The organism is Clavibacter michiganensis subsp. tessellarius, assembly GCF_021922985.1.
Taxonomy (GTDB): Bacteria; Actinomycetota; Actinomycetes; order Actinomycetales; family Microbacteriaceae; genus Clavibacter; species Clavibacter tessellarius.
Window position 1 is genome coordinate 46359 of sequence record NZ_CP040788.1, and the last position, 23338, is coordinate 69696.

13 protein-coding genes, 1 tRNA gene and 1 other RNA gene are annotated in these 23338 nt (G+C 74.6%); 10 read left to right on the forward strand and 5 right to left on the reverse strand.

The window, feature by feature from the left end:
• The first annotated feature begins 38 nt into the window (after positions 1-38).
• The 3 genes from FGG90_RS00220 to FGG90_RS00230 all read left to right on the forward strand — a co-directional run bounded on the left by FGG90_RS00220 (position 39) and on the right by FGG90_RS00230 (position 3789).
• A complete protein-coding gene (locus tag FGG90_RS00220; RefSeq protein ID WP_237583470.1) occupies positions 39-1139 on the forward strand; it encodes an aminotransferase class V-fold PLP-dependent enzyme in 1101 nt (366 codons plus the stop codon).
• A 223-nt stretch (positions 1140-1362) separates the two neighbouring features.
• Positions 1363-2598: a multidrug effflux MFS transporter gene (locus tag FGG90_RS00225; protein ID WP_094126156.1), complete on the forward strand. Its 1236-nt coding sequence runs from the start codon at positions 1363-1365 to the stop codon at positions 2596-2598.
• A 39-nt stretch (positions 2599-2637) separates the two neighbouring features.
• Positions 2638-3789, forward strand: a complete 1152-nt coding sequence (locus tag FGG90_RS00230) for a heparan-alpha-glucosaminide N-acetyltransferase domain-containing protein (protein ID WP_237583471.1) — start codon at positions 2638-2640, stop codon at positions 3787-3789.
• Here FGG90_RS00230 and FGG90_RS00235 read toward each other — a convergent pair.
• The 5 genes from FGG90_RS00235 to FGG90_RS00255 all read right to left on the reverse strand — a co-directional run bounded on the left by FGG90_RS00235 (position 3786) and on the right by FGG90_RS00255 (position 9573).
• Positions 3786-4682, reverse strand: a complete 897-nt coding sequence (locus FGG90_RS00235) for an aminoglycoside phosphotransferase family protein (RefSeq protein WP_094126155.1) — start codon at positions 4680-4682, stop codon at positions 3786-3788. The two genes, FGG90_RS00230 and FGG90_RS00235, sit on opposite strands and share 4 nt — an antisense overlap.
• Entirely contained in the window at positions 4679-5329 is a 651-nt protein-coding gene (locus tag FGG90_RS00240; protein WP_094126154.1) for a hypothetical protein, read from the reverse strand. The genes FGG90_RS00235 and FGG90_RS00240 overlap by 4 nt, the downstream gene beginning before the upstream one ends.
• 282 nt (positions 5330-5611) lie before the next feature.
• Positions 5612-5699 (reverse strand) — tRNA-Ser (locus FGG90_RS00245).
• A gap of 46 nt (positions 5700-5745) precedes the next feature.
• Positions 5746-8520: a helix-turn-helix transcriptional regulator gene (locus FGG90_RS00250; RefSeq protein WP_094126153.1), complete on the reverse strand. Its 2775-nt coding sequence runs from the start codon at positions 8518-8520 to the stop codon at positions 5746-5748.
• Between the two features lie 399 nt (positions 8521-8919).
• Positions 8920-9573 carry an SDR family oxidoreductase gene (locus FGG90_RS00255; protein WP_094131162.1) on the reverse strand — a complete coding sequence of 218 codons (654 nt, stop codon included), beginning with the start codon at positions 9571-9573 and terminating at the stop codon, positions 8920-8922.
• A gap of 84 nt (positions 9574-9657) precedes the next feature.
• On the opposite strand from FGG90_RS00255, the gene ffs reads away from it, so the two are divergent.
• The 7 genes from ffs (at position 9658) to FGG90_RS00290 (ending at position 23336) form a co-directional block, all read left to right on the forward strand.
• An RNA gene (gene ffs, locus FGG90_RS00260) (signal recognition particle sRNA small type) lies at positions 9658-9754 on the forward strand.
• A 67-nt stretch (positions 9755-9821) separates the two neighbouring features.
• The gene (gene pta / locus FGG90_RS00265; protein ID WP_094126152.1) at positions 9822-11939 is read left to right on the forward strand and encodes a phosphate acetyltransferase; all 2118 of its coding nucleotides are present in this window, start codon (positions 9822-9824) and stop codon (positions 11937-11939) included.
• A gap of 87 nt (positions 11940-12026) precedes the next feature.
• On the forward strand, positions 12027-13217 hold the full coding sequence (locus FGG90_RS00270; protein WP_094126151.1) for an acetate/propionate family kinase: 1191 nt from the start codon (positions 12027-12029) through the stop codon (positions 13215-13217).
• A 291-nt stretch (positions 13218-13508) separates the two neighbouring features.
• Entirely contained in the window at positions 13509-18377 is a 4869-nt protein-coding gene (locus FGG90_RS00275) for a choice-of-anchor G family protein (protein WP_165771345.1), read from the forward strand.
• A 204-nt stretch (positions 18378-18581) separates the two neighbouring features.
• On the forward strand, positions 18582-19478 hold the full coding sequence (locus FGG90_RS00280; protein ID WP_237583472.1) for a DUF5819 family protein: 897 nt from the start codon (positions 18582-18584) through the stop codon (positions 19476-19478).
• Complete coding sequence (locus FGG90_RS00285) at positions 19475-20671, forward strand: HTTM domain-containing protein (RefSeq protein WP_094126150.1); 1197 nt, start codon at positions 19475-19477, stop codon at positions 20669-20671. The genes FGG90_RS00280 and FGG90_RS00285 overlap by 4 nt, the downstream gene beginning before the upstream one ends.
• A 46-nt stretch (positions 20672-20717) precedes the next feature.
• Entirely contained in the window at positions 20718-23336 is a 2619-nt protein-coding gene (locus tag FGG90_RS00290; RefSeq protein ID WP_094126149.1) for a DNA polymerase III subunit gamma and tau, read from the forward strand.
• The last annotated feature ends 2 nt before the right edge of the window (positions 23337-23338 follow it).

The window sequence follows — 23338 nt, forward strand, 5'->3', positions numbered from 1 at the left end:
GGCTTGCTCGGGGGAGGCCCGGTCGTCACGCTGGACGCATGCCGACCGCCACCCCCGTCCCCGCCGCGGCTCCCGCGTCCGCGTCCTCCGCGACCCCCGGCCCCGCGGACCACCGCGACCTGTTCGAGGCGGGCCCCGGCTACCTCTCCGCGTGCACGATGGGCCTGCCCACCCGGGAGACGGTCGCCCGGCTCCGCGACGACCTCACGCAGTGGTCGGCCGGCGGATCCACCGCGCACGGCTACGGCGGCGTCGTCGAGGGCGTGCGCGCGTCGTACGCGGGGCTCGTGGGCGTCGACGTCGGATCCGTCGCCATCGGCTCGCAGACCGCCTCCTTCGTGAGCGTGCTCGCGGCCGCCGTGCCCGCGGGCGCCGAGGTGCTGTGCGTCGCGGGGGACTTCAGCTCCCTCACCTACCCCTTCGTCGTCGCCGAGGCGCGCGGCGTCACGGTGCGGCACGTGCCGCTCGAGGAGCTGGCCGGGGAGATCGGGCCGCGCACGCACCTCGTGGCCTTCTCGCTCGTGCAGTCCGCGGACGGCCGGGTCGCCGACGTCGCCGCGATCCGGGAGGCCGCGCGCATCCACGACGCCTTCACGCTGTGCGACACCACGCAGGCGGCCGGCGCCATGCCGGTCGACGCGAGCCTCTTCGACGCCACCGCCTGCCACTCCTACAAGTGGCTCTGCGCGCCCCGCGGCGCCGCGTTCCTCACGCTCTCCGACCGCTACCGCCGCACGCTCGTGCCCGTGCAGGCCAACTGGTACGCGGGCGCCGACGTGTGGGCCTCCTGCTACGGACCGGCCATGGCGCTCGCCGACGACGCGCGGGCCTTCGACGTGTCGCCCGCGTTCGGCGCCTGGGTCGGCGCGGCGCCGGCGATCGCCCTCTTCGCGCGCCTCGACCTCGACGCCGTGCACCGGCGGAACGCGGAGCTCGGCGACCTCGTGAGCGCGGGCCTCGGCATCGAGCAGCGCGGCCAGGCGATCGTGACCTGGCCGGACGCGGACGGCGCGGACCTCGCCCGGCTCGGCGCCGCGGGGATCGTCGCCTCGGGTCGCGCGGGCCGGGCGCGCATCGCCTTCCACCTCTGGAACGACGAGGACGACGTCGAGCGGGTGGTCCGGGCGCTGCGCCGCTGACGGGAGGCGGGCCGGGAGCGGCTGGCGGCCGCCGGAGCGGGGAGCTGCACGCGGGAGCGGCGCGCGGGAGGCGGGCCACGGGAGCGCGCGCCACGGGAGCGGGAACGCAATTCTTCCAGCTGGGAATAAGCCGAGCGGGCGTCCGTTGGACCTCCAGGCGGTCCTCGCCGCACGCCCCCGTCCTCGGCGCCCCGCGCCCCCTCTCCTCCCGAAGGAACGCCCCGTGTCGTCTGCCGCCATCCATCCCGGCGACGCGCTCTCCCGCCGCGAGCGCATCGTCTACATCATCGTGCTGGGCGCCCTCGTCGGCCTCGGGCCCTTCACGATCGACCTCTACCTGCCGGCGTTCCCGGTGCTCAAGGACGAGTTCGGCGTCACCGACGCGGCGATCCAGCTGACCCTCACCGGCACGACCGTGGGCTTCGCGCTCGGCCAGCTCGTGGTCGGGCCGTGGAGCGACCGGGTCGGACGCCGCCTGCCGCTCATCGTCGCCTCGATCGGCCACATCCTCGCGTCGCTCGGCGCGGCGCTGTCCACCGACGTCTCGATGCTGCTCGTCTTCCGCGTGCTCCAGGGCGCGGGCGCGGCGGCCGGCGCCGTCGTCGCCATGGCCATGGTGCGCGACCTCTTCGGCGGCCGCCCGCTCGTCCGGATGCTGTCGCGCCTCGCGCTCGTGACCGGGCTCGCGCCGATCCTCGCGCCCGTCATCGGCTCGCAGCTGCTGCGCATCGTCGACTGGCGCGGGGTCTTCTACGCGCTCGCCGCGTACGGGATCGCCGTCGTGGTCGCCGTGGTGTTCCTCATCGTCGAGACGCTGCCGCGCGAGGACCTCGTGGTCGAGGAGAAGGGCGCGCTGCTCCGCCGCTACCGGAACGTGCTCAAGGACCGCGTGTTCGTGGGCGTCGCGATCATCGGCGGGATGCAGTTCGCGGGCCTCTTCTCGTACCTCTCGAGCTCGTCGTTCCTGTTCCAGGACGTGTACGGGTTCGACGCGCAGCAGTTCGGCATCCTCTTCGGCGTCAACTCGCTCGGCATCGTGATCGGCAACCAGGTGGCGGCGCGCATGACCAAGCGCGTGGGGCCGCAGTGGATCCTCGCGGGCGTGGTCGTCGTGCAGTTCGCGTCGTCGGCGACCATCGTGCTGCTCGGCACCTTCACCGACGCGGGGCTCCTCGGCACGCTCATCCCGCTGTTCTTCTTCATCCTCGCCTGCGGCTTCGGCTTCCCCTGCGTGCAGGTGCTGGGGCTCGTCAACCACGGCCACGAGGCGGGCACGGCGGCGTCGCTCCTCGGCGCGGTGAACTTCGGCCTGGCCGGCGCGATCTCGCCCATCGTCGGCGTGCTCGGCATCACGTCGGGCGTGCCCATGGCGTCGGTGATGGGCGCGTGCGCGGTCGTCTCCATCCTCTCGATGTGGCTCATCGTGCAGCCGCGGACGGTGCCGGCGCTCACCAACTGAGGCCCGGGCGCCCGCGGGAGCGCTGGGTAGGGTGAGGCCATGAGGACCGCCCCCGACCCGGCCCCCGACCCGGCCCGTCTCCGGGGGATCGACGGCGCCGTCCGCGACGCGTCCCGCCTCCGGGGCATCGACGCCGCCCGCGGCCTCGCCGTGCTCGGGATGATGGCCGCGCACGTCGCCGTGCCGCGGACGCTCGCGCTCGACGACCCCGCGTCGTGGCTGGCGATCGCGGACGGGCGCTCCTCCATCCTCTTCGCGACGCTCGCGGGCGTGTCCATCGCGCTCATGTCGGGGCGCGACCGCCCCGTCGACGGGGCCGACCTCGCGCGCGTGCGGCTGCGGATCCTCGTGCGCGCCGTGTGCCTGTTCCTCCTCGGCGGGCTGCTGGCCGCGCTGCAGACCTACGTCGCCGTGATCCTCGAGGTGTACGCGGTGCTCTTCGTCGCGCTGCTGCCGCTCCTGCGCTGGCGCGCGTCCCGTCTGCTCGCGCTCGCCGCGGGCGCGGCCGTCGTGCTGCCGGTGGCGACCACGGCGCTGGCCATCCACTTCGACGCGTCCCTCATGCGGCCGGACCCGTTCGTGATCCTCCTCGTCACCGGGCACTACCCGGCGCTCACCTGGGTGGCGTTCGCGATCGCGGGGCTCGGGATCGGGCGGCTGGCCCTGGGGTCCGCGCGCGTGCAGCTGCTGCTCGTCACGGTCGGCGCGGGCCTCGCCGTGCTGGCGTACGGCGGGTCGGCGCTCCTCGAGGCCGCGCTCCCGGCGCCGCCGCCCGGGTGGGAGTTCATCCTCTCGACGCTGCCGCACGAGGGGTCGCCCTTCGAGGTCGTGGGATCCGGCGGGGTCGCGATCGCGGTCGTCGGCCTCGGCCTGCGGGTCGCCGCCCTCCTGCCGGCGGCCCTCGTGCCGCTGGAGGCGGTGGGGCAGCTCGCGCTCACGGTCTACGCGGTGCATATCGTGGTCATCGACCTCGTCGCGCCCGACGGCGACCTCATCGCGGACGACGGCGCGTACCTGGCGTTCGTCGTCGTGACGCTCGTGCTCTGCCTGCTCTGGACCCGGATACTCGGCCGCGGCCCCTTCGAGCGCGCGCTCGGCGCGGTGGCCCGCCGGACGTCCGACGCCATCGGGCGGACGGCGCCCGCCGCGGACCGCGCCGTCACGCCAGCCGAGCGCGACCCGGCCGTCTAGGAGCCGGAGGCCCGGAGCGCGCGGGCGGCGCCGCCCAGCCGCACGAGGGCGTCGACGCGCTCCCGACGCGCGGGGTCCCGCGCGTCCCACGCCGCCGACAGCGCGCACCAGGCCTCCGCCCACGCGAGCACGTCGTCGCGGTCGCGGCCCGTCTCCTCCGCGACGACGGCGGCGCGGCGCGCGAGCCGCCCGGGCCGCAGCGCGATCGCGAGCGTCGGCTTGCAGAGGACGTTCGCGGTGTCGAAGCCGGGATCCCCGCGGAGGGCCTTCGGGTCGATGGCGCGCCAGGCGTCGTCGGCGTCCCGGTCCGTGCCGCCGGCCGCGAGCGCGTCCTCGTCGACGCGCAGCACGTTCCCGTGATGCACGTCGCCGTGCAGCACGGCGTCCGCCGCGAATCCGTCGAGCAGCTCGCGCAGCACGTCGCGCCCCCGGTCGAGCGTGCGGGGGAGCGGACGCTCGGGCTCGAGGAGCTCGCGCGCCCACGTCCGGAGCGGCACGGCCTCGGCGCGCACCGCGTCGGGCACGGGCACGGCGTGGAGGCGCACGGCGGCCCGCGCGAGGATCCGGGTGGCCCGGTCGTCGCGCGCCGTGGCATCCGGTCCGTCGGCCGACGCCTCGCGCGCCAGCAGCCCGGGATCCACTGCCCGCGCCATCAGCACGGCGCCCCGGTCGTCCGACGCGTGCACGCGCACCGCGCCGCGGCCGGCCCACGCGGCGAGGAGCCGGCCCCCGCGCCGCTCCTCCTCCACGAGGGGCACCTTGAGCGTCAGCGGCGCGCCGTCGCGGCGGACGGGCGCGAGCACGCTGCTCGGGGTGACCGCGACCGGCCCGTCCGGATCCAGCGCCCAGCGCTCCCGGTACGGCGCGAGCGCGCGCTCCCCGGCCTCGGTCATAGCCGCAGGGCGACGGGCACGCCCGTGAGCGCCATGATCCCGACCACCGCGCCGATGACGACGAGCCCGAGCAGCACGAGCACCCCCGCGGCGGCGAGCCGCGACCGCTCGTACCAGGGGAGGATCCCGCGCCGCGTCGCGCGCAGCTGCGCCATGGTGAGCACGGTGGTCTGCTCGAGGAGGGGCCGGTCGAGCCCGGCGGCCATCTCGCGCATCGTGCGGAGGTCGTGCACGCGCCCGTCGAGGCGGAGCAGGAGCCGTCCGTCCGCGTCGAGCGCGAACAGGCGCGGCTGCGTGTCGAGGGTCAGGCCCTGGTAGACGTGCACCACCACGACGTGGTGCACGTCGCTCCCGCGCACGCTGGTGCGGCGCCCGAGGAAGCGCGCCTCGACGTCGCCGGACGCGGGGTCGACGCTCACGTAGGACGACCGGTAGAGGATCCCGAGCACGGCCGCGACCAGCGCGACGACGCCCACCCCCACGAGCACGGCGGCGGCGTTGCCCGACGGGACGGCGAGCACGAGGAGCGCGGCGCCGAGCGGCACCACGAGCGCGAGGGTCGCGAGGCCGAGCTGCCGGAGCAGGGCAGGGCGCGGCCGGATGACCGTGAGGGAGCGCTCGCCCTCGTCCGTCCCGCGGTGCTGCACGTCGCCTCCGGTCCTGGTCCGACGCCGTCCCCGCGTCCGTCGCCCCGTGCCCGCGGCCTCGCGGCGGCGGGCGGCCGCGGATGCGCGGACGGGCAGACGGCCCCAGCCTAGGCGCGCGGGCCCGCGACGGTCGTGGGCGCTATGGGGGACACGCGCGGCGCCCCGGGGTACACGGCGCGGGATGCGCGGGCGGGGAGGGGCCGGGAGGCACGGGCGGGGCCGTGCGCCGCGCGGGACGACGAGAGCCCCGCCGGACGGATCCGGGCGGGGCTCTCGAGCATCTGGCGGAGGATAGGGGATTCGAACCCCTGAGGGCTTTCACCCAACACGCTTTCCAAGCGTGCGCCATAGGCCACTAGGCGAATCCTCCATGACGCGTGCCGCAGGCGTCAGGAACGTCGCGGCACCCGTCGATACTACCTGCCCGCGAGCAGGGTCGATGCACCCGGGGTGTCGAGGAGCCCGGCGAGGGCCCGACGCGAGGGCGCGCCGAGCTTCGCGCGCGCCTGGTAGAGGTGCGACTCCACCGTGCGCACCGACAGGAACAGGCGCCCCGCGATCTCCCGGTTGCTGAGCCCCTGCGCCGCCAGCACCCCGATCTCGAGCTCGCGCCGGGTGAGCATGCTCACGTCGAGCACGGGCGCGGCGGCGGTCGCGGACGCCGCGGGGGCGCCGCGGTCGATGCGCGACTGGATCCGGCCGAGCGCGGCGCGGGCATGGGTCAGCGCGGGCGCGTCGTCGGCGAGCATCCGCACCAGGTCCTCGCATGCCACCCGGGCCTGGAGGGCGAGGCCGGACGCCTCGAGCGTGCGCACGCCCTGCTCGAGGAGCGCCGCGTCGCCCGTGCGGGACCCCTCGACGACCTCGGCCATGCCGTGCAGGGCGGGCACGTCGGTGCGGTCGCGCACGCGGCGGGCGCCCTCGACGAGGCGCGGGTCCTCGGACCCCAGCGTCCAGGCGCGGAAGAGCATGCCCGCGCGGAGCGCGTGGGCCTCGCCGCTCAGGTCGCCCATGTCGAGGAGCAGCGTCGCCGCCTCCTCGGGCCGGCCGCGGCCCGCGAGGATCTCGACCCGCACGCCCTCCGCGAGCATCCGCTGGTACGGGTAGCGCGGATCCGCCCGGTGCGCGATGTCCGTGGCGATGCGCTCGGCCTCGTCGGTGCGGCCGCGGAGCGCGAGCACGCGGGCGCGCTGCATGCCGATCCAGAGCCGCCACGTGCCGATGTCGGGGCCGATGAGGCGGTCGTCGGCGAGGGTCAGCTCCGCCTCCGCGCGGTCGAGCCGCCCGAGGTCGAGGGCCACGCCGCCCGTGATGGCGCCGAGGACGGGGATGAACCACTGCGCGTCCTGCGCGATGGCCGACTCGACCCACGCGTCGAGCTCGCGCTCGAGGTCCGGCAGGTCGAGGCGGCAGAGCCGGCGGCTGAAGGCGCTCGCCGAGAGCAGCTCCAGTCGAGCCTCCTCGAGCAGGATGTCGTCGTAGGTGCCGCGCCGGTCCTCCCGATCGGAGACGAGGGCGAGCCCCGCGTCGATGGCCTCCCCGAGCTCGGCGCCGCGCCCGAGGTGCCCGAGCGCGAGCACCACGGCCCGGTGCGCGCGGAGGCGCACGAGCGTGCTCGAGGCGAGCCCGGCGGCGGCACGGCCCTGCGCGAGCGCGCCCTCCCAGTCCATGAGGCCGAGGGCCATGGCGGCGGCGATGGACTCGGCCTGGGCGCGCACGTCCGCGGCGACGCCGGGATCCGCGCGCGCGGCCTCGAGGATCGCGCGCATCCGGTCGGTGCCCGGCAGGACGGCGTGCGTGGCGACGATCCGCACGTGCAGCAGCTCGACGCCCTCGCGCGCGGTCAGCCCCTCGCTGGCCACCGCGTCGAGGACCTCGACGGCGCGGGCCGGGTTGCCGAGCACGGTGAGGGCGCGCGAGGTCTCGCACGCCGCGTAGGCGACGGATCCGCCCTCGGCCGCGATCTCCGCGAAGGCCAGCGCGTCGTGGGTCATGCCCACGTCGTTGGCGAGGCGCGCGGCGACGAGGTGCACGGCCGCGAGGGTCGCGGGGCCGAAGCGCGTGACGGCGGCGTCCCGCTCCTCGTCGGACAGCGTGCGGGCGATGAGGAGGCTCTCCTTCGGGCTGAGCGGGACGCCGTGCGCCGCCTCCTGGAGCAGCATCCGCACGACGCGGCGGGTCAGGGCGTCGACGGCGTCGGGGTCGGTGCGGGCGAGCGCCGCCTCCGCCTCGAGCAGGTCGGCGCGGAGGATCATGTCGCCCTGCGTCTGCACGCGGGCGAGGCCGCGCGCGCGGAGGACCCGGAGGACCGTCTCGCCGAACAGACGCGCGGCGCGCTGGTACGGCGCGCCGTCGAGGCGGGCCAGGAGCACGAGCGTCGCGCGCTCGTCGTCGCCGAGCGGCGCGACCCGCGAGGAGACGAGCTCGAGGATGCGCGCCCGGGGCGCGTGCGGGCTCGGGAACGCGTAGCCGCTCACGGACCGCGCGGTGGCGCCGGTCTCCAGCGCCTCGAAGGCCAGCTCGCGCACGAGGAACGGGCGGCCGCCGCTGCGGCGCTGGATCTGCACGCGCGTCGCCTGGTCGAGCGCCACGGAGCCGGCGAGCGAGTCGATCATGGCGTCGACCTCGGCCGGGTCGAGGGGCGCGAGGTCGAGGCGCTCGGCGTACCCGGTGCGCCAGAGGCCCAGGATCTCGTGCGCGGCCTGCGCGGTGCGGACGAGCGGGTCGCCGGCGTCCGAGGATCCGCGGAGCTGGCGCGCGTCGCTGCCGGTGTCGTCGATCGTGACCAGCAGCGTGCAGCGCTCCGACGCGCGCGCCTCCACCAGCGCCTGGCGCATCTCCGGGGAGAGGAGGTGCGCGTCGTCGAGCACGACGACGGGCCGGGCGGCGGGCAGCGGGCGGGGGGCGCGGAGCCCGGGGAGCTGGTCGATGACCCGGCGCAGGACGTCGGCGAGGTCGGGCGTGGAGGCGTGGGCCCGGATCACCGTGAGGCCGTTGCGGGTGAGCGCGTCGGCCACGCGGCCGGCGACGTAGCTGCGGCCGGATCCGACGGCACCCGTGACGATCGCGCTGGTGCCGGCGGCGAGCCAGCGCTCCAGCGTCTCCAGGTCGCGGGCGCGACCGGTGGTCCCGGGCGCGGTCGTGTCCGGCCGGGTGCTCGACCGGCTGTAGGTGTGCGTCATCTGCTTCATGTGACCCCCGTCGCGGAAAAGCGGAGCCCGCGCTGCATCCCCCGATGGCGGAGCGGGCCGTGTGACCCCATCTTGCGCGGTTCCCGGCGGTCGGGCCAGGCACACCGGCCCTTACTGATCGATCGGACCGCGGAAATAAGTAGTCCGCACTGTGGGGGACACGATCCGGTGTGCCTAACGTGTTCCACATGTCCGGGCATGGGGATGCTCCGGACGGTGCGCCACGGCGCACGATGCGCGCGACCAGCGGGAGGACGACGGCTTCGGGTGCCGTCGACCCGCGGCGCCGCGCGCGGCACGACCCGGGTGCCTCAGCAAGCCCGGAAGCGGATGACGGCCCCCTCCGGGGAGGAGGGGGCCGTCATCCGGATGGGCGCAGGGCGCCCGTGCGGGGTCGCGCTAGTAGCGGAGCCCCGCGATGGCCTCGGCGACGGGCTCCTCGCCCGAGATCGCCTCGAACTGGACGCGGACGCCCGTGCCGTCGATGAGGGCGGTCGCGACGATGTCGGCGACGTCCGCACGCGGGATGGTGCCACGGCCGGTGGAGGTGCCCACCTGGATCCGGCCGGTGCCGGCGTCGTCGGTGAGGCCGCCGGGACGCACGATGGTCCAGTCGATGTCGCGCGCCCGGAGGTCGGCGTCCGCCTCGGACTTCGCGCGCTGGTAGATCTCGTAGGTGTCGTCGCTGTCGGGGTCGAAGCCGTCGACGGCCATGGCGGAGATCATGACGTAGCGGGTGACGCCGGCCTTCTCGGCGGCGTCGGCGAGCAGGATCGCGCCGTCGCGGTCGATGGTGAGCTTGCGCTCGGGTCCCGAGTCGGGTCCGCCGCCCGCTGCGAAGACCACCGCGTCGGCGCCCTGGAGCGCCTCGGCGACCTGGTCCACGACGCTCTCCTCCAGATCCAGCACGAGCGCCTCGGCGCCCGCGGCGGCGAGGTCGGACGCGTGGTCCGGGTTGCGGACGATGCCGACGGGCTGGTGGCCCTGGTCGGCGAGGCGTCGTTCGAGCAGTCGGGCGATCTGGCCGTGTCCTCCGGCGATGACTATGCGCATGCCCTCCACGCTACGCGCGGATCGTGACCGGCTCCTGGGCGGGCGGCGCCGAACGGCGGGCGCCCGGCGTCGGGTACACTCGGTGTCGGCTCCTCGCGTGGTGCCATCCAGGTGAACTCCCCCAGGGCGGAGACGCAGCAAGGGCAGCCGGGCTCTGGCAGGTGCGCGAGGGGTCTTCTCCTTTTAACCCGGGTCGTCGTGCAGTCCGGACCCGGCCGCCTGGCAGGCGACGCCCATAGGCTTGTCGCATGGCTCGGAGCATCTACATCACGTCCGCCGAAGGGCACTCGGGCAAGTCGACGGTCGCGCTGGGCGTGCTCGACACCCTGACCCACCAGATCCAGCGGGTGGGCGTGTTCCGGCCCATCGCGCGCTCCATCGTCGAGCGCGACTACGTGCTCGAGGCGCTGCTGTCGCACGACGGCGTCGACCTCGAGTACGACGAGTGCGTCGGCGTCACCTACGACGACGTGCACGCGGATCCCGAGGCCGCCCTCTCGCGCATCGTCGAGCGCTACAAGGCCGTCGAGGCGAAGTGCGACGCGGTCGTCATCGTCGGCAGCGACTACACCGACGTGGGCAGCCCCACCGAGCTGTCCTTCAACGCGCGCATCGCCGCGAACCTCGGCGCGCCCGTGCTGCTCGTGCTCACCGGTCGCCGCACGGACGAGACCGGAGGCCGCAGCCCGGACGAGATGCGCCAGATCGCCGACCTCGCGATCCCCGAGCTCGTCACGGCGCACGCGGGCCTCCTCGGCGTCGTCGTCAACCGCGCCGACCCGGAGGCGCTCGACGCCATCACGGCCGCCATCCCCGCGGCGATCCCCACCTCCCTCCAGGCGCAGGCGCCGCATGTGCCCGTGTGGGCCATCCCCGAGGACGCGTTCCTCGTCGCGCCGACCGTCGCCGAGCTCCTCGACGCCGTCGACGGCGAGCTCGTCAAGGGCGACCCGGCGCTCCTCAGCCGCGAGGCCCTCGGCGTCGTCGTCTCCGCCATGTCGATGGAGAACGTGCTCGCGCGCCTCACCGAGGGCGCCATCGTCGTGATCCCCGGCGACCGCAGCGAGGTCCTCCTCGGCGTGCTCACGGCCCACGCCTCCGAGACCTTCCCCACGGTCGCGGGCATCGTGCTCAACGGCGGGTTCGCGCTGTCGCCCACCATCGAGACGCTCGTCACCGGGCTCGACCAGACCCTGCCGATCATCTCCACCGAGCTCGGCACCTACGAGACGGCGAAGCGCATCACGCAGACCCGCGGGCGGCTCTCGCCCGAGTCGGCCCGCAAGATGGACACGGCGCTCGCCGCGTTCGAGCAGCACGTCGACACGTCCCGGCTGCTCGAGCTGCTCGACGTCAGCCGCTCCGACGTCGTGACACCGCTCATGTTCGAGTTCGGCCTCATCGAGCGCGCCAGGAAGGCCGGCAAGCGCATCGTGCTGCCCGAGGGCACAGACGACCGCGTGCTGCGGGCCGCGGGCACGATCCTCAGCCGCGGCATCGCCGACGTCACGATCCTCGGCGAGGAGATCGAGGTGCGCTCGCGCGCCATCGGGCTCGGCATCGACATCGGCCGCGCCACCGTGCTCAGCCCCTTCGACGCCGTGCTCCGCGAGCGGTTCGCGGAGGAGTACGTGAAGCTCCGCGCGCACAAGGGGATGGTGCTCGACATCGCGCGCGAGACCGTCACGGACGTCTCCTACTTCGGCACGATGATGGTGCAGCTCGGCCTCGCCGACGGCATGGTCTCGGGCGCCGCGCACACGACGGCGCACACGATCCGGCCGGGCTTCGAGATCATCAAGACCACCGACGGCGTCTCCGTCGTCTCCTCCGTGTTCCTCATGGCGCTCGCGGACCGCGTGCTCGTCTACGGCGACTGCGCCGTGAACCCGGATCCCACGGCCGACCAGCTCGCCGACATCGCCATCTCGTCGGCGGCGACCGCGGCGCAGTTCGGCATCGAGCCGCGCATCGCGATGCTGTCGTACTCGACGGGGGAGTCGGGCGCCGGCGCCGACGTGGAGAAGGTGCGCCAGGCCACGGCGCGCGTGCGGGAGCTGCGGCCCGACCTCGCGGTCGAGGGCCCGATCCAGTACGACGCGGCCGCCGACGCGGCGGTCGCCGCCACGAAGATGCCGGGATCCGCGGTCGCCGGACGCGCGACGGTGTTCATCTTCCCGGACCTCAACACGGGCAACAACACCTACAAGGCCGTGCAGCGCTCGGCCGGCGCGGTCGCCATCGGGCCCGTGCTGCAGGGCCTCCGCAAGCCCATCAACGACCTGTCGCGCGGCGCGCTCGTGCAGGACATCGTGAACACCGTCGCCATCACCGCCATCCAGGCCGAGGGGATCGACGCGGTCTGACCGCGCGTCCTCCCGCACCGCACCTCCCCGCCCCGCCCCGCCCCGCACCTCCCCACCCCGTCCGCCGCCCCCGTCAGGAGCCCGCCCGTGCCCGTCGTCCTCGTCGTCAACTCCGGATCGTCGTCCTTCAAGTACCAGCTCATCGAGATGGACTCGGAGTCCGTGCTCGCGTCCGGGCTCGTGGAGCGCATCGGCGAGGGGACCGGATCCACCCGGCACAAGGCCGGCGGCGACTCGTGGGAGCGCGAGCTGCCCATCGCCGACCACACGGCCGGGTTCCAGGCGATGCTCGACGCCTTCGCCGAGCACGGCCCGTCGCTCGAGGAGGGCCCGCCCGTCGCGGTCGGCCACCGCGTCGTGCACGGGGGCGACGTGTTCGTCGAGCCGACCGTCGTCACCGACCGGGTGAAGGCCGACATCGACGACCTCTCCGCGCTCGCGCCGCTGCACAACCCGGGCGCGCTCCAGGGCATCGAGGCGGCGCAGCAGGCGTTCCCCGACGTGCCGCACGTCGCCGTCTTCGACACCGCGTTCCACCAGACGCTGCCGCCCGAGGCGTACACGTACGCGATCGACCGGGAGCTCGCGGCCGCGCACCGCATCCGCCGCTACGGGTTCCACGGCACGAGCCACAAGTACGTGTCCGAGGCGGCGGCCCGGCTGCTCGGGAAGCCGCTCGAGGAGACGCGGATCATCGTGCTGCACCTCGGCAACGGCGCGTCCGCCGCGGCCGTGCAGGGCGGGCGATCCATCGACACGTCCATGGGCCTCACGCCGCTCGAGGGCCTCGTGATGGGGACGCGCTCCGGCGACCTCGACCCGGCGATCCTCTTCCACCTCGCCCGCCACACCGACCTCGGCCTCGACGACCTCGAGACGCTGCTCAACCGGCGCAGCGGCCTGCTCGGCCTCACGGGCCTCGGCGACATGCGCGACGTGCAGCGCGCCGCGGCCGACGGCGACGAGGCCGCGCAGACGGCGCTCGGCGTGTACCGGCACCGGATCCGCCACTACGTCGGCGCGTACGCGGCGCAGCTCGGCGGCGTCGACGCGGTCGTGTTCACCGCGGGCGTCGGCGAGAACAACCCGCTCGTGCGGCGCCGGTCGCTCGCGGGGCTCGAGTTCATGGGCATCGGCATCGACGACGACCGCAACGAGCTGATCAGCTCCGAGGCCCGGTTCGTGAGCCCCGAGGGCTCGCCCGTCGCCGTGCTCGTGATCCCCACCGACGAGGAGCTCGAGATCGCCCGGCAGTCCCTGGCGGCCACCGCGGGCTGAGCAGCCGCCTCCTCGAACGGCACCCGAAGGGGCCCGTGATCCGCCTGGATCACGGGCCCCTTCCCCGTGCCATCCGCGCTCGTCGACCCCGTAGCGCCACTGGGACGACTACTGGAGCGGCACCGCATCCGGCCCCGCGCAGATCAGTACGCCGCAGTGTTGTCGCGCCCGCGAGCGGATGCGAGCCTTCGATGACCGTGGGTGTGGTGGGGGCCGCCCCGCGGGACGCACGGCTGCGCCCCACGAGCGCGGCCGGCCATGCAATCGAGGGGAACGCACATGGCTCTACACATGCCCAGGCGCCGAAGCCGCCTGGCGACCGCGACGGCCTTCGGGGTCACCGCGGCTCTCGTCGCGTTCGGGGGCACGCTGCCCGCGAACGCCGCGGCGGGGGATCAGTCCGAGGCGGAGGCGCGTCTCGTGACGCTCACCGGCCTCGCGCAGGCCGTCGCCCTGGACGGCGCGTACACCGCGTACGCGCCCGGCGGGACGGACGACCCCACCCGCCTCGACGGGCCGATCTCGGCATCCGTCCTCCAGCAGCTCGCGACGGCGCGGGTATCGGCCGGCGTCACGCTCGGCTCCGTCCTCGACCTCAGCGGCGTGCGCGCCGGCGCCGACCGGCAGGTGTCCACCAGCGGCACCGCGGGCGCGACCGCCGCCGCGGGCGCCGTCACCGACTCGGGGGCCGTCGCCGTCAACGGCGGCACCGGCCAGGCGGCGCAGCTGGACCTCCAGCCGACGCTGCAGGCCGCGGGAGTCGCCGGCGTCCTCTCGGACCTCGACCTCCGGATCGGGGCGCTCGGCGCCACCGCGACGGACGCCGGGGCCGCCGCGCCGACGAGCTCGTACGGCATCGCCTCCGCGGACGCCACGATCACCAGCCCCGTGATCCAGGGCCTCCGCGCGAACCTCGTCGGCGTCGTCGACGGCGTCAGCGCGGGCCTCTCGACCCGCGCCGTCGTCTCGCCCGCGACGCTGGGCCTGCTCGACGGGATCCTCACCCGGGCGCTCGGCGTCCCGCTGCTCGACACGACCAACGCGACCGCCGACCTCCGCACCACCGTGGACGCGCAGGCGGCCGTGGACGCGGTCCTGTCGCAGCCGCTCACCAGCGGTGCGGTCACCATCGACATCCGGACGGGCACGCTCACGCTCGACCTGGACGCGATCCAGACCCTCGACGGGCAGCCGGCGAACACGCGCGTGCTGACCACTGCGGTGCTCACGCAGGCCGTGAACGCCGCGCTGACGGACATCCTCACGCGGCAGCTGCCCGACCGCCTCCTCGAGGCGGTGCTCGACTCCACCGCCGTGGCGCTGACGATCCGCACCGACATCGGGACGCCGCGCCTCAGCGTCCTCGCGCCCGCCGTGGACCTCGGCGACGTCGTGATCACGACGAACACCACGCTCGCGAACCTGGTGAACCCCACCGGACCGGGCAACTCGGCGCCGGTCATCAGCACCGCGGGCACGGCCCTCCTGCCGCCCCTCACCCTCACGACCGCGCTCACGGAGTCGCTCGTCTCCGGCCTGACGACCGGGCTCCTCCCGGCGCTCGCGACGGATCTCGGCGGCGCGGTCAGCCGCGCGAGCGTGGTCACCGGCCTGACGAACGCCACCGGCGCCGTGCTGACCGCCGTCGCCCCCGTGCTCGCGGCGGTCGACTCCGTCGTCCGCCTGACCGTCAACGCGCAGGACCGACCGGGCGACTTCGCCGACGCGGACGGCCTCGACGCCGGCTCGTTCACGGTGAGCGCCCTGCGGATCGGGCTGCTGCCCACCGCGGGCGGCCCGACCGTGAGCCTCGCGTCGGCCACCGTCCGCGCGGACGCCGCGGTCGTCGGGCCGGTCCAGCCCGTGGCCATCACGTCGCCGGACCCCGCGCAGGCCTTCCCCGCCGGGACAACCACGGTCGCGGTCGAGGGGACGGCGGAGCCCGGCGCCGAGGTCGACGTGACGGTCGGGAACCAGACGCTGACCTCCACGGCCACCACGGCCGGTCGGTACCGCGTGCTGTTCGCGAACCTGTCGTCCGGGACCTTCACCGCCAGCGCACGTCAGCGCGTCGGCGGCGAGCAGACGGGCCTCCCGACGTCGGTGACCTTCGCGATCGCGGCCCCCGCGGCCGACGCGGACACCGCTGACGCCGACGTGCTCGACCTCGACGGCCTCGACCTCCTCGACGCGGACGCCGCTGACCTGGACGCGCTCGACCTCGACGTGGTCGACGCGGTGGACGCCCTGGACGTGGACACGACGGACCTCGACGGGACCGACGCGGACACGATCGACACCGATGCTGACGTCCTGGACGTCGTCGACGTGGCGGACGTGGTCGTGGATGCCGGTGCGGATGTGATCGACGCCGGTGACGTGCTCGACGTCGACGGCGGCCTAGACGTGCTCGACGCGGACGCTGCTGACCTGGACGCCCTGGACATCGATGTGGTCGACGCAGTGGACGCGCTGGACGTGGACACGACGGACCTCGACGGGACGGACGCGGACACGATCGACACGGATGCTGACGTCCTAGACGTCGTCGACGTGGCGGATGTGGTGGTGGATGCTGGTGCGGATGTGATCGACGCGGGCGATGTGCTCGACGTGGACGGCGGCCTGGACGTGCTCGACACGGATGCCGCTGACCTCGACGCACTGGACATCGACGTGGTCGATGTCGTGGACGCGCTGGATGTCGACACGACGGACCTGGACGGGACCGACGTGGACACGGTCGACACGGATGCTGACGTCCTGGACGTCGTCGACGTGGCGGACGTGGTCGTGGATGCCGGTGCGGACGTGATAGACGCCGGTGACGTGCTCGACGTGGACGGCGGCCTGGACGTGCTCGACACGGACGCTGCTGATCTGGATGCCCTGGACGTCGATGTGGTCGATGTGGTCGACGCGCTGGACGTGGACACGACGGACCTCGACGGGACCGACGCGGACACGATCGACACCGATGCCGACGTCCTTGATGTCGTCGACGTGGCGGACGTGGTCGTGGATGCCGGTGCGGACGTGATCGACGCGGGCGATGTGCTCGACGTGGACGGCGGGCTAGACGTGCTCGACGCGGACGCCGCTGATCTCGACGCCCTGGACATCGATGTGGTCGACGTGGTCGACGCCCTCGATGTCGACACGACGGACCTCGACGGGACCGACGTAGACACGATCGACACCGACACCGACGCCGATGTGCTCGATGTCGTCGACGTCGCCGATGTGGTGGTGGATGCCGGTGCTGACGTGATCGACGCGGGCGATGTGCTCGATGTGGACGGCGGGCTGGACGTGCTCGACACGGATGCTGCTGATCTCGACGCGCTGGACATCGACGTGGTCGACGTGGTCGACGCCCTGGATGTCGACACGACGGACCTCGACGGGACGGACGCCGACACGGTGGACGTGATCGTGGACGCCGGCGCGGATGTCCTGGATGCCGGTGACGTGCTCGACGTCGACGGCGGCCTGGACGTGCTCGACACGGACGCTGCTGACCTGGATGCCCTGGACGTCGACGTGGTCGACGTGGTCGACGTGGTCGATGCCCTGGACGTGGACACGACCGACCTCGACGGGACGGACGCCGACACGGTCGACGCCGACCTGGACAGCGCGGACGTGATCGACGCCGGTGACGTGCTCGACCTCGAGGGCGTCGACTCCGACGCCAACGACTCGGACGACTCGACGGACATCTCGTTCGACCTCGACGTGGCGGACGCGGACACCGCGGACGTCGCCGACGTGGTCGCCGACCTCGACGTGACCGACGCGGACACCGCGGACGTGATCGTGGACGCCGGGGACGTGGTCGACGTGGACGGTGGCTTGGACGTGCTCGACACGGACGCCGCTGACCTGGACGCGCTGGACCTCGACGTGGTCGATGTCGTGGACGCGCTGGACGTGGACACGACCGACCTCGACGGGACGGATGCCGACACGGTCGACGCCGACCTGGACAGCGCGGACGTGATCGACGCCGGTGACGTGCTCGACCTCGAGGGCGTCGACTCCGACGCCAACGACTCGGACGACTCGACGGACATCTCGTTCGACCTCGACGTGGCGGACGCGGACACCGCGGACGCGACGGACGCGGCCGATGTGGTCGACGCCGACGGTGACGACGTCTCCGACGTGGTCGACGCCGACGGGAACGACGTCTCCGACGTGGTCGACGCCGACGGGGTCGATGCGGTCGACTCGGTCGACGCGGCCGATGGTGACAACGACGCCGACAACGATGCCGACGGTGACAACGACGCGGACAACGACGGCGACAACGACGTCGACGGTGACAACGACGCGGACAACGACGGCGACAACGACGCTGACGGTGACAACGACGCCGACAACGACGGCAGCGACGATGTGGCCGACGCAGTCGACGCGACGGATGCCGCTGACGCGACGGATGCCGCTGACGCGACGGATGCCGCTGACGCGACGGATGCCGTGGACGCGACGGATGCCGTGGACGCGACGGATGCCGTGGACGCGACGGACGCTGCTGACGCGACGGACGCCGCTGACGCGACGGACGCCGCTGACGCCGCCGACGCCGATGCCGCGGACGCCGCGGACGCCGCCGACGCGGACGCCGCTGACGCCGCCGACGCCGCCGACGCCACGGACGCCGCCGACGGCGGCACCGACGGCAGCGAGCTCCGCACCCTCGCCTCGGTCCGCTTCTTCGAGGTCATGCGCGGCATGGGCATCGACCAGGAGGTGACCGCCGTCGGGTTCATGCCCGGTGAGACGGTCTCCGCCACGGTCAACTCCACGCCGATGCCGCTGCCGGACCAGATCGCCCCCGCGAACGGGCAGGTGACCTTCACCTTCCCGATCCACGAGGACTTCGAGATCGGTCAGCACTCGGTCACCATCTCGGGCAGCGTGACCGGCCCGGTGGACGTGGCGAACACGCGGTTCTCGGTCATCGGCCAGACGGTCCCGGCCGGCCTGCCGAGCACCCCGATCCGCGGAGGGACCGGCGGCTACGGCGGCGGGATCCTCCCGGTGACGGGCGGTGACGCCGACGGGATGCTCTTCCTCGGCGGCATCGCGCTCCTGATGATGCTGACGGGCGCCGGTGCCCTGCACCGCGGCCGTCGCAGCCGCCAGGCGTGACGCACCGCTGACGCGGGCGGGCGGGTGATCCGGCACGACAGCCGGGTCACCCGCCCTCCCGCTCCCGCCGTCCGCCTCGCGGGGCGACCGGCGCAGCACGACCCGCACGACCCGCACGACGAGCACGACCAGCACGACGGCTCGGCAGGATCCACCCGCTCCCGCCGCCGACAGGACCCACCCGACGCACGAGGGGGACGGCGCATGACCGACACGACCCACCACCACGACACCGGCACCGACGATGCCCGGGACGCCGACGGCCTCGACGCCGACGCCGACGCCGAGTCCGACACCGACGCGACCGCCTCGCCGCCGCCCGCGGATCCGCCCGGAGCGCATGCCCGGGACCGCCGGCCGCTCACCCGCGGCGCCCGCATCGGCACCGCGATCGCCGCGCTCGTCGTCGCCGTCTACGTCGCGACCACGATCCTCATGGTCGTCCCGCAGACCTCCACGACCCGCGCGCTCACCGCCCCGGCCCGCCCCTACTTCGGCCAGCAGTGGAACGTGTTCGCCCCCTCCATCCAGAAGACGAACCGCTACCTCCAGATGCAGGCGCAGTGGCGCGACGGCTCGGGCGCGCTGGTGAAGAGCGAGTGGGTGGACATCACGGACGCCGAGTACGAGTCGGGCGACGGGCACGTCCAGGCGTCGCGGGCCAACAAGCAGAGCGCGAACCTCCTCAAGACCTACAGCGCCCGCTACCTCGCCCTCAGCGAGGAGCAGCGGGCCGTCGCGCGGGACACCTTCATCCGCCGCACCGACGACGGCTTCGCGGCCAAGACGCCGACCTCGCTCGTCCAGCAGCTCACCGGCCTCACCGAGGGCACGAGCGGCCGCGTCGTCTCGTTCCTCCGCTACGACTACGTGATGAAGGAGTTCGCGACCTACTGGGGCACGGCCTACTTCGGCCGCGACGTGGAGCGGGTCCGCTGGCGCATCGTCACGACGCGCCCCAACGACTTCGAGCACCGGCTCGACCAGGAGCGCCAGTTCGCGCCCTCGGTCCGCACCTTCGGATGGCGTCACGTCGACGACGTCATCGACCCCCGGGCGCTCGGCGCCTACCAGGCAGTGGTGGAGAGGTACGCACGATGAGCACCCGCACGGACGACACCCGTCCCGCCGACCGTCCCGTCCCCGAGGCCCCTCGCACCGGCCCGCGCGCCCAGGCGGCAGCGCGGTTCCGCCAGGTGGTGCAGGACCGCGAGCTGCTGCGTGCGCTCCGCGACCCGCGCGGCTGGCCGCGCGGCGTCGCCACCTGGATGACCGAGCGGGAGCACGCGACGTACAGCTTCGCCGCGCTCCGCATCACGCTCGGCTCCGTGATCCTGCTGGTGCTCGTCACCTGCTTCGCCGACCGGCACTACCTCTGGGGCGTCGGATCCCGGTTCATCGACCCCGAGGCCAGCCGCCGCGGGTGGCCGCCGTTCTTCGAGGGCCTCTTCTCCAAGACCGACGCGACGCTGTTCGACCTCGCCTACCTCGCCCTGGCGGCGCTCGCGGTGCTGTTCACGCTCGGCTGGCGCACCCGGATCGTGACGCCGTTCCTCCTGCTGCTCTGGATCAGCCTCTCCACCAACAGCACGCTGCTCAGCAACGGCGGCGACACCGTGCTGCGGCTCACGCTGTTCTTCGCGCTCTTCGCGGACCTGTCGCGGCACTTCTCGCTCGACGCCGTGCGCCGCCGCCGCGAGGCCGAGCCGGGCGCCCGGCGTCCGTCGTCCGCCGTGGTCGCGACGCGTCGCCTCGTGGCGCGGATCCCGCGGCTCGTGCCGGTGCTCCTGCACAACACCGCGCTGGTGCTGTCGGCGTACCAGATCATGCTCATCTACGTGAACTCCGCGTTCCTCAAGCTGCAGGGGGAGGAGTGGCGCAACGGCTCGGCCACCTACTACTCGCTCGTCATCGACGGGTACCGCCCGTGGCCGTGGATCAACGACCTCCTCGTGCAGTCGAGCATCGGCATCGCGCTGGCGAGCCTCGCGGCGGTGGCGTTCCAGGGCCTGTTCCCGCTGCTGATCCTCTGGCGGCCGACGCGCATCGTGGCGCTCGTGGTCATCACGGGCATGCACGTGATGATCGGCGTGCTGCTCGGCCTGTGGCCGTTCTCGCTCGCGATGATCGCGCTCGACTTCCTCTTCGTGCGCGATGCGACCTGGCGGGAGGGGCTCGCGCTCCTCGGGCGCTGGCGGTCGCGGGCGCCCGGGCGGATGCGCGAGGGCGGGGCCGTCCACGGGCGCCGCGCCTCCTCCCCAGCCGCGTCCGTCGAGGCCCCGGCCGAGGCCTGACCGGAGGGCGGCGGCGCGGTCGGGGGTGCCCGGTATCCTCGGGATCGTGGTCACCGCCCTGTATCGCCGTTATCGGCCAGAGAACTTCGCCGAGCTCATCGGCCAGACGCAGGTGACGGATCCGCTGCGCACCGCGCTCCGCACCAACCGCGTCAACCACGCGTACCTCTTCAGCGGTCCGCGCGGCTGCGGCAAGACCACGTCGGCCCGCATCCTCGCGCGCTGCCTCAACTGCGCCGAGGGGCCCACCGACACCCCGTGCGGCGTCTGCCCGAGCTGCGTCGAGCTCAGCCGCGACGGCAGCGGCTCGCTCGACGTGGTCGAGATCGACGCCGCGAGCCACAACGGCGTCGACGACGCGCGCGACATCCGCGAGCGCGCGGTCTTCGCGCCGGCGCGCGACCGCTACAAGATCTTCATCCTCGACGAGGCGCACATGGTCACGCCGCAGGGCTTCAACGCGCTGCTCAAGATCGTGGAGGAGCCGCCGGAGCACGTGAAGTTCATCTTCGCCACCACCGAGCCCGACAAGGTCATCGGCACCATCCGCTCCCGCACGCACCACTACCCGTTCCGGCTCGTGCCGCCCGCGCAGATGCTCGACTACGTGGAGCACCTGTCGCGCGAGGAGGGCGTGCAGGTGGCACCCGGCGTTCTGCCGCTCGTCGTCCGCGCCGGCGGGGGATCGGTGCGCGACACCCTCTCGCTGCTCGACCAGCTCATCGCGGGCTCGGAGGACGAGAGCGTCGAGTACGAGCGCGCCGTCGCGCTGCTCGGCTACACGCACGCCGCCCTGCTCGACGAGGTCATCGACGCGGTCGCCCGGCACGACGCGGCGGGCGCCTTCGCCGGGGTCGACCGGGTCATCCAGACCGGCCAGGATCCGCGCCGCTTCGTGGAGGACCTCCTCGAGCGCCTGCGCGACCTCATCATCGTCGGCGCCACGTCCGTCGAGGGCGCGGCCGCCGTGCTCCGCGGCACCCCGGAGGACGAGCTCGAGCGCATGCGCGCCCAGGCCGTCGCCTTCGGTGCCGTCGAGCTGTCGCGGGCGGCCGACGTGGTCAACGCCGCCCTCACGGAGATGACGGGCGCCACCTCGCCGCGCCTCCACCTCGAGCTCCTGGTCGCGCGCGTGCTCGTGCCCGCCAGCGACGACACGCATCGCGGCGCCCTCGCCCGCGTCGAGCGCCTCGAGCGCCGGGTGGGCGTCGCGGACGCGGGGGCGGATCCGGTGCCCGCCGCCTCTGCTGCTGCTCCGGCCGCCGCTGCGCCCGCCGCGGCTCCGGCCGCGGCGGCGTCCGCGCGCGCCGTCGCACCCGCTGCGGCTCCGGCACCGGCCGCGGCACCTCCTGCCGCGCCCGCTGCGGCACCCGCCGCAGCGCCGGCGTCCGCGCCGCCCGCCGCTCCCGGGCCGGATGCCGTCGAGGCCCCGTCGGCACCCGCCGTGGCCCCGGGGGCCACCGCGCCGGAGCCGTCCGCACCCACCCGCGGCGCGGGGACCGCCGCGTCCGACACCGCGGCGGCCCCCTCGGCGACGACGCCCGCGCCCGCCGCCGCGACGCCCGCGCCCGCCGCCGCGACGCCCGCGCCCGTCGGGCCGGTCACGTTCGAGCAGCTCCGCGACTCCTGGCCGTCGGTCGTCGAGGCCGTCGAGAAGGCGAAGCGCAGCGCGTGGCTCGTCGCCGTCACGGCCACGCCGCGGGCCCTCGCCGGCGACGTCCTCACGCTCTCCTTCGTCAGCGCCAACGACGCCGAGCGGTTCAAGGAGCGCGGCGTGCCCGGGCAGGGCGTCAGCGACATCCTCCGCACCGCGATCCTCGACGTGCTCGGCCTCCGCGTGAAGTTCATCGCGCGGGTCGAGCCCCACGGCGGCACCCCGGCTCCGGCCGGCACGACCGCCCCGGCGCCGACGGGCGGGAACTCCGCGCCCGCCACGCCTCCCGCCGCACCGGCACGGGCCTCGGGGACCGGCGGCGGCTCCCGATCCGCGGAGAACGCGTCCGCGACGACCGCGCACGACGGCGGCGCTCCCGCGGCGGGATCGACCGCACCGGCCGCCGCGCCCGGCCCTCGCGCCACGTCGACGCCTCCCGCGAAGACCACCCCGTCCGGCGGCGGATGGGCCACCGTCGCGATCCCCACGTCCGACCCCGGCGCGAGCGATCCCGCCCCGGACCGGCGCGCTCCCGCCGGGCGTCCCGAGCGCACCGCACCGTCCACGCCGACGGCCGCGCCCGCCGCGGCGGCCGCGCCCGCCGCGTCGCCGTCCCCGTCCCCCGCGAGCACGCCCGGCGCGACCCCCCGCGGATCCGCGGTCGTCCCGGACGCGCACGTGCCCGACTTCGAGGAGCCGGAGCCCGACGAGTTCGGCCCCGCGGAGCCCGGCTGGGCCACCGGCGGCGGCTCGCACGACTCCGCCCCGCCGATCTCGCGCCCGGCCCCGGCCCCGGCCGCCGCGCCGCGGACCGCCACCCCGGCCGCCGCACCCGCGCCCGACGCCACGGCCGGAGCCGCCCCCTCCGCGAAGGCGGCCCCGTCCACCAAGGCCGCCCCGCAGCGCTACGGCGAGTCCGTCGTCCGCGAGATCCTCCAGGCGAGCTTCATCGAGGAGAAGCCCGTCGAGCGCAAGGCCCGCCCCACCATCCGCCCCACAGGTCAGGACTAGCG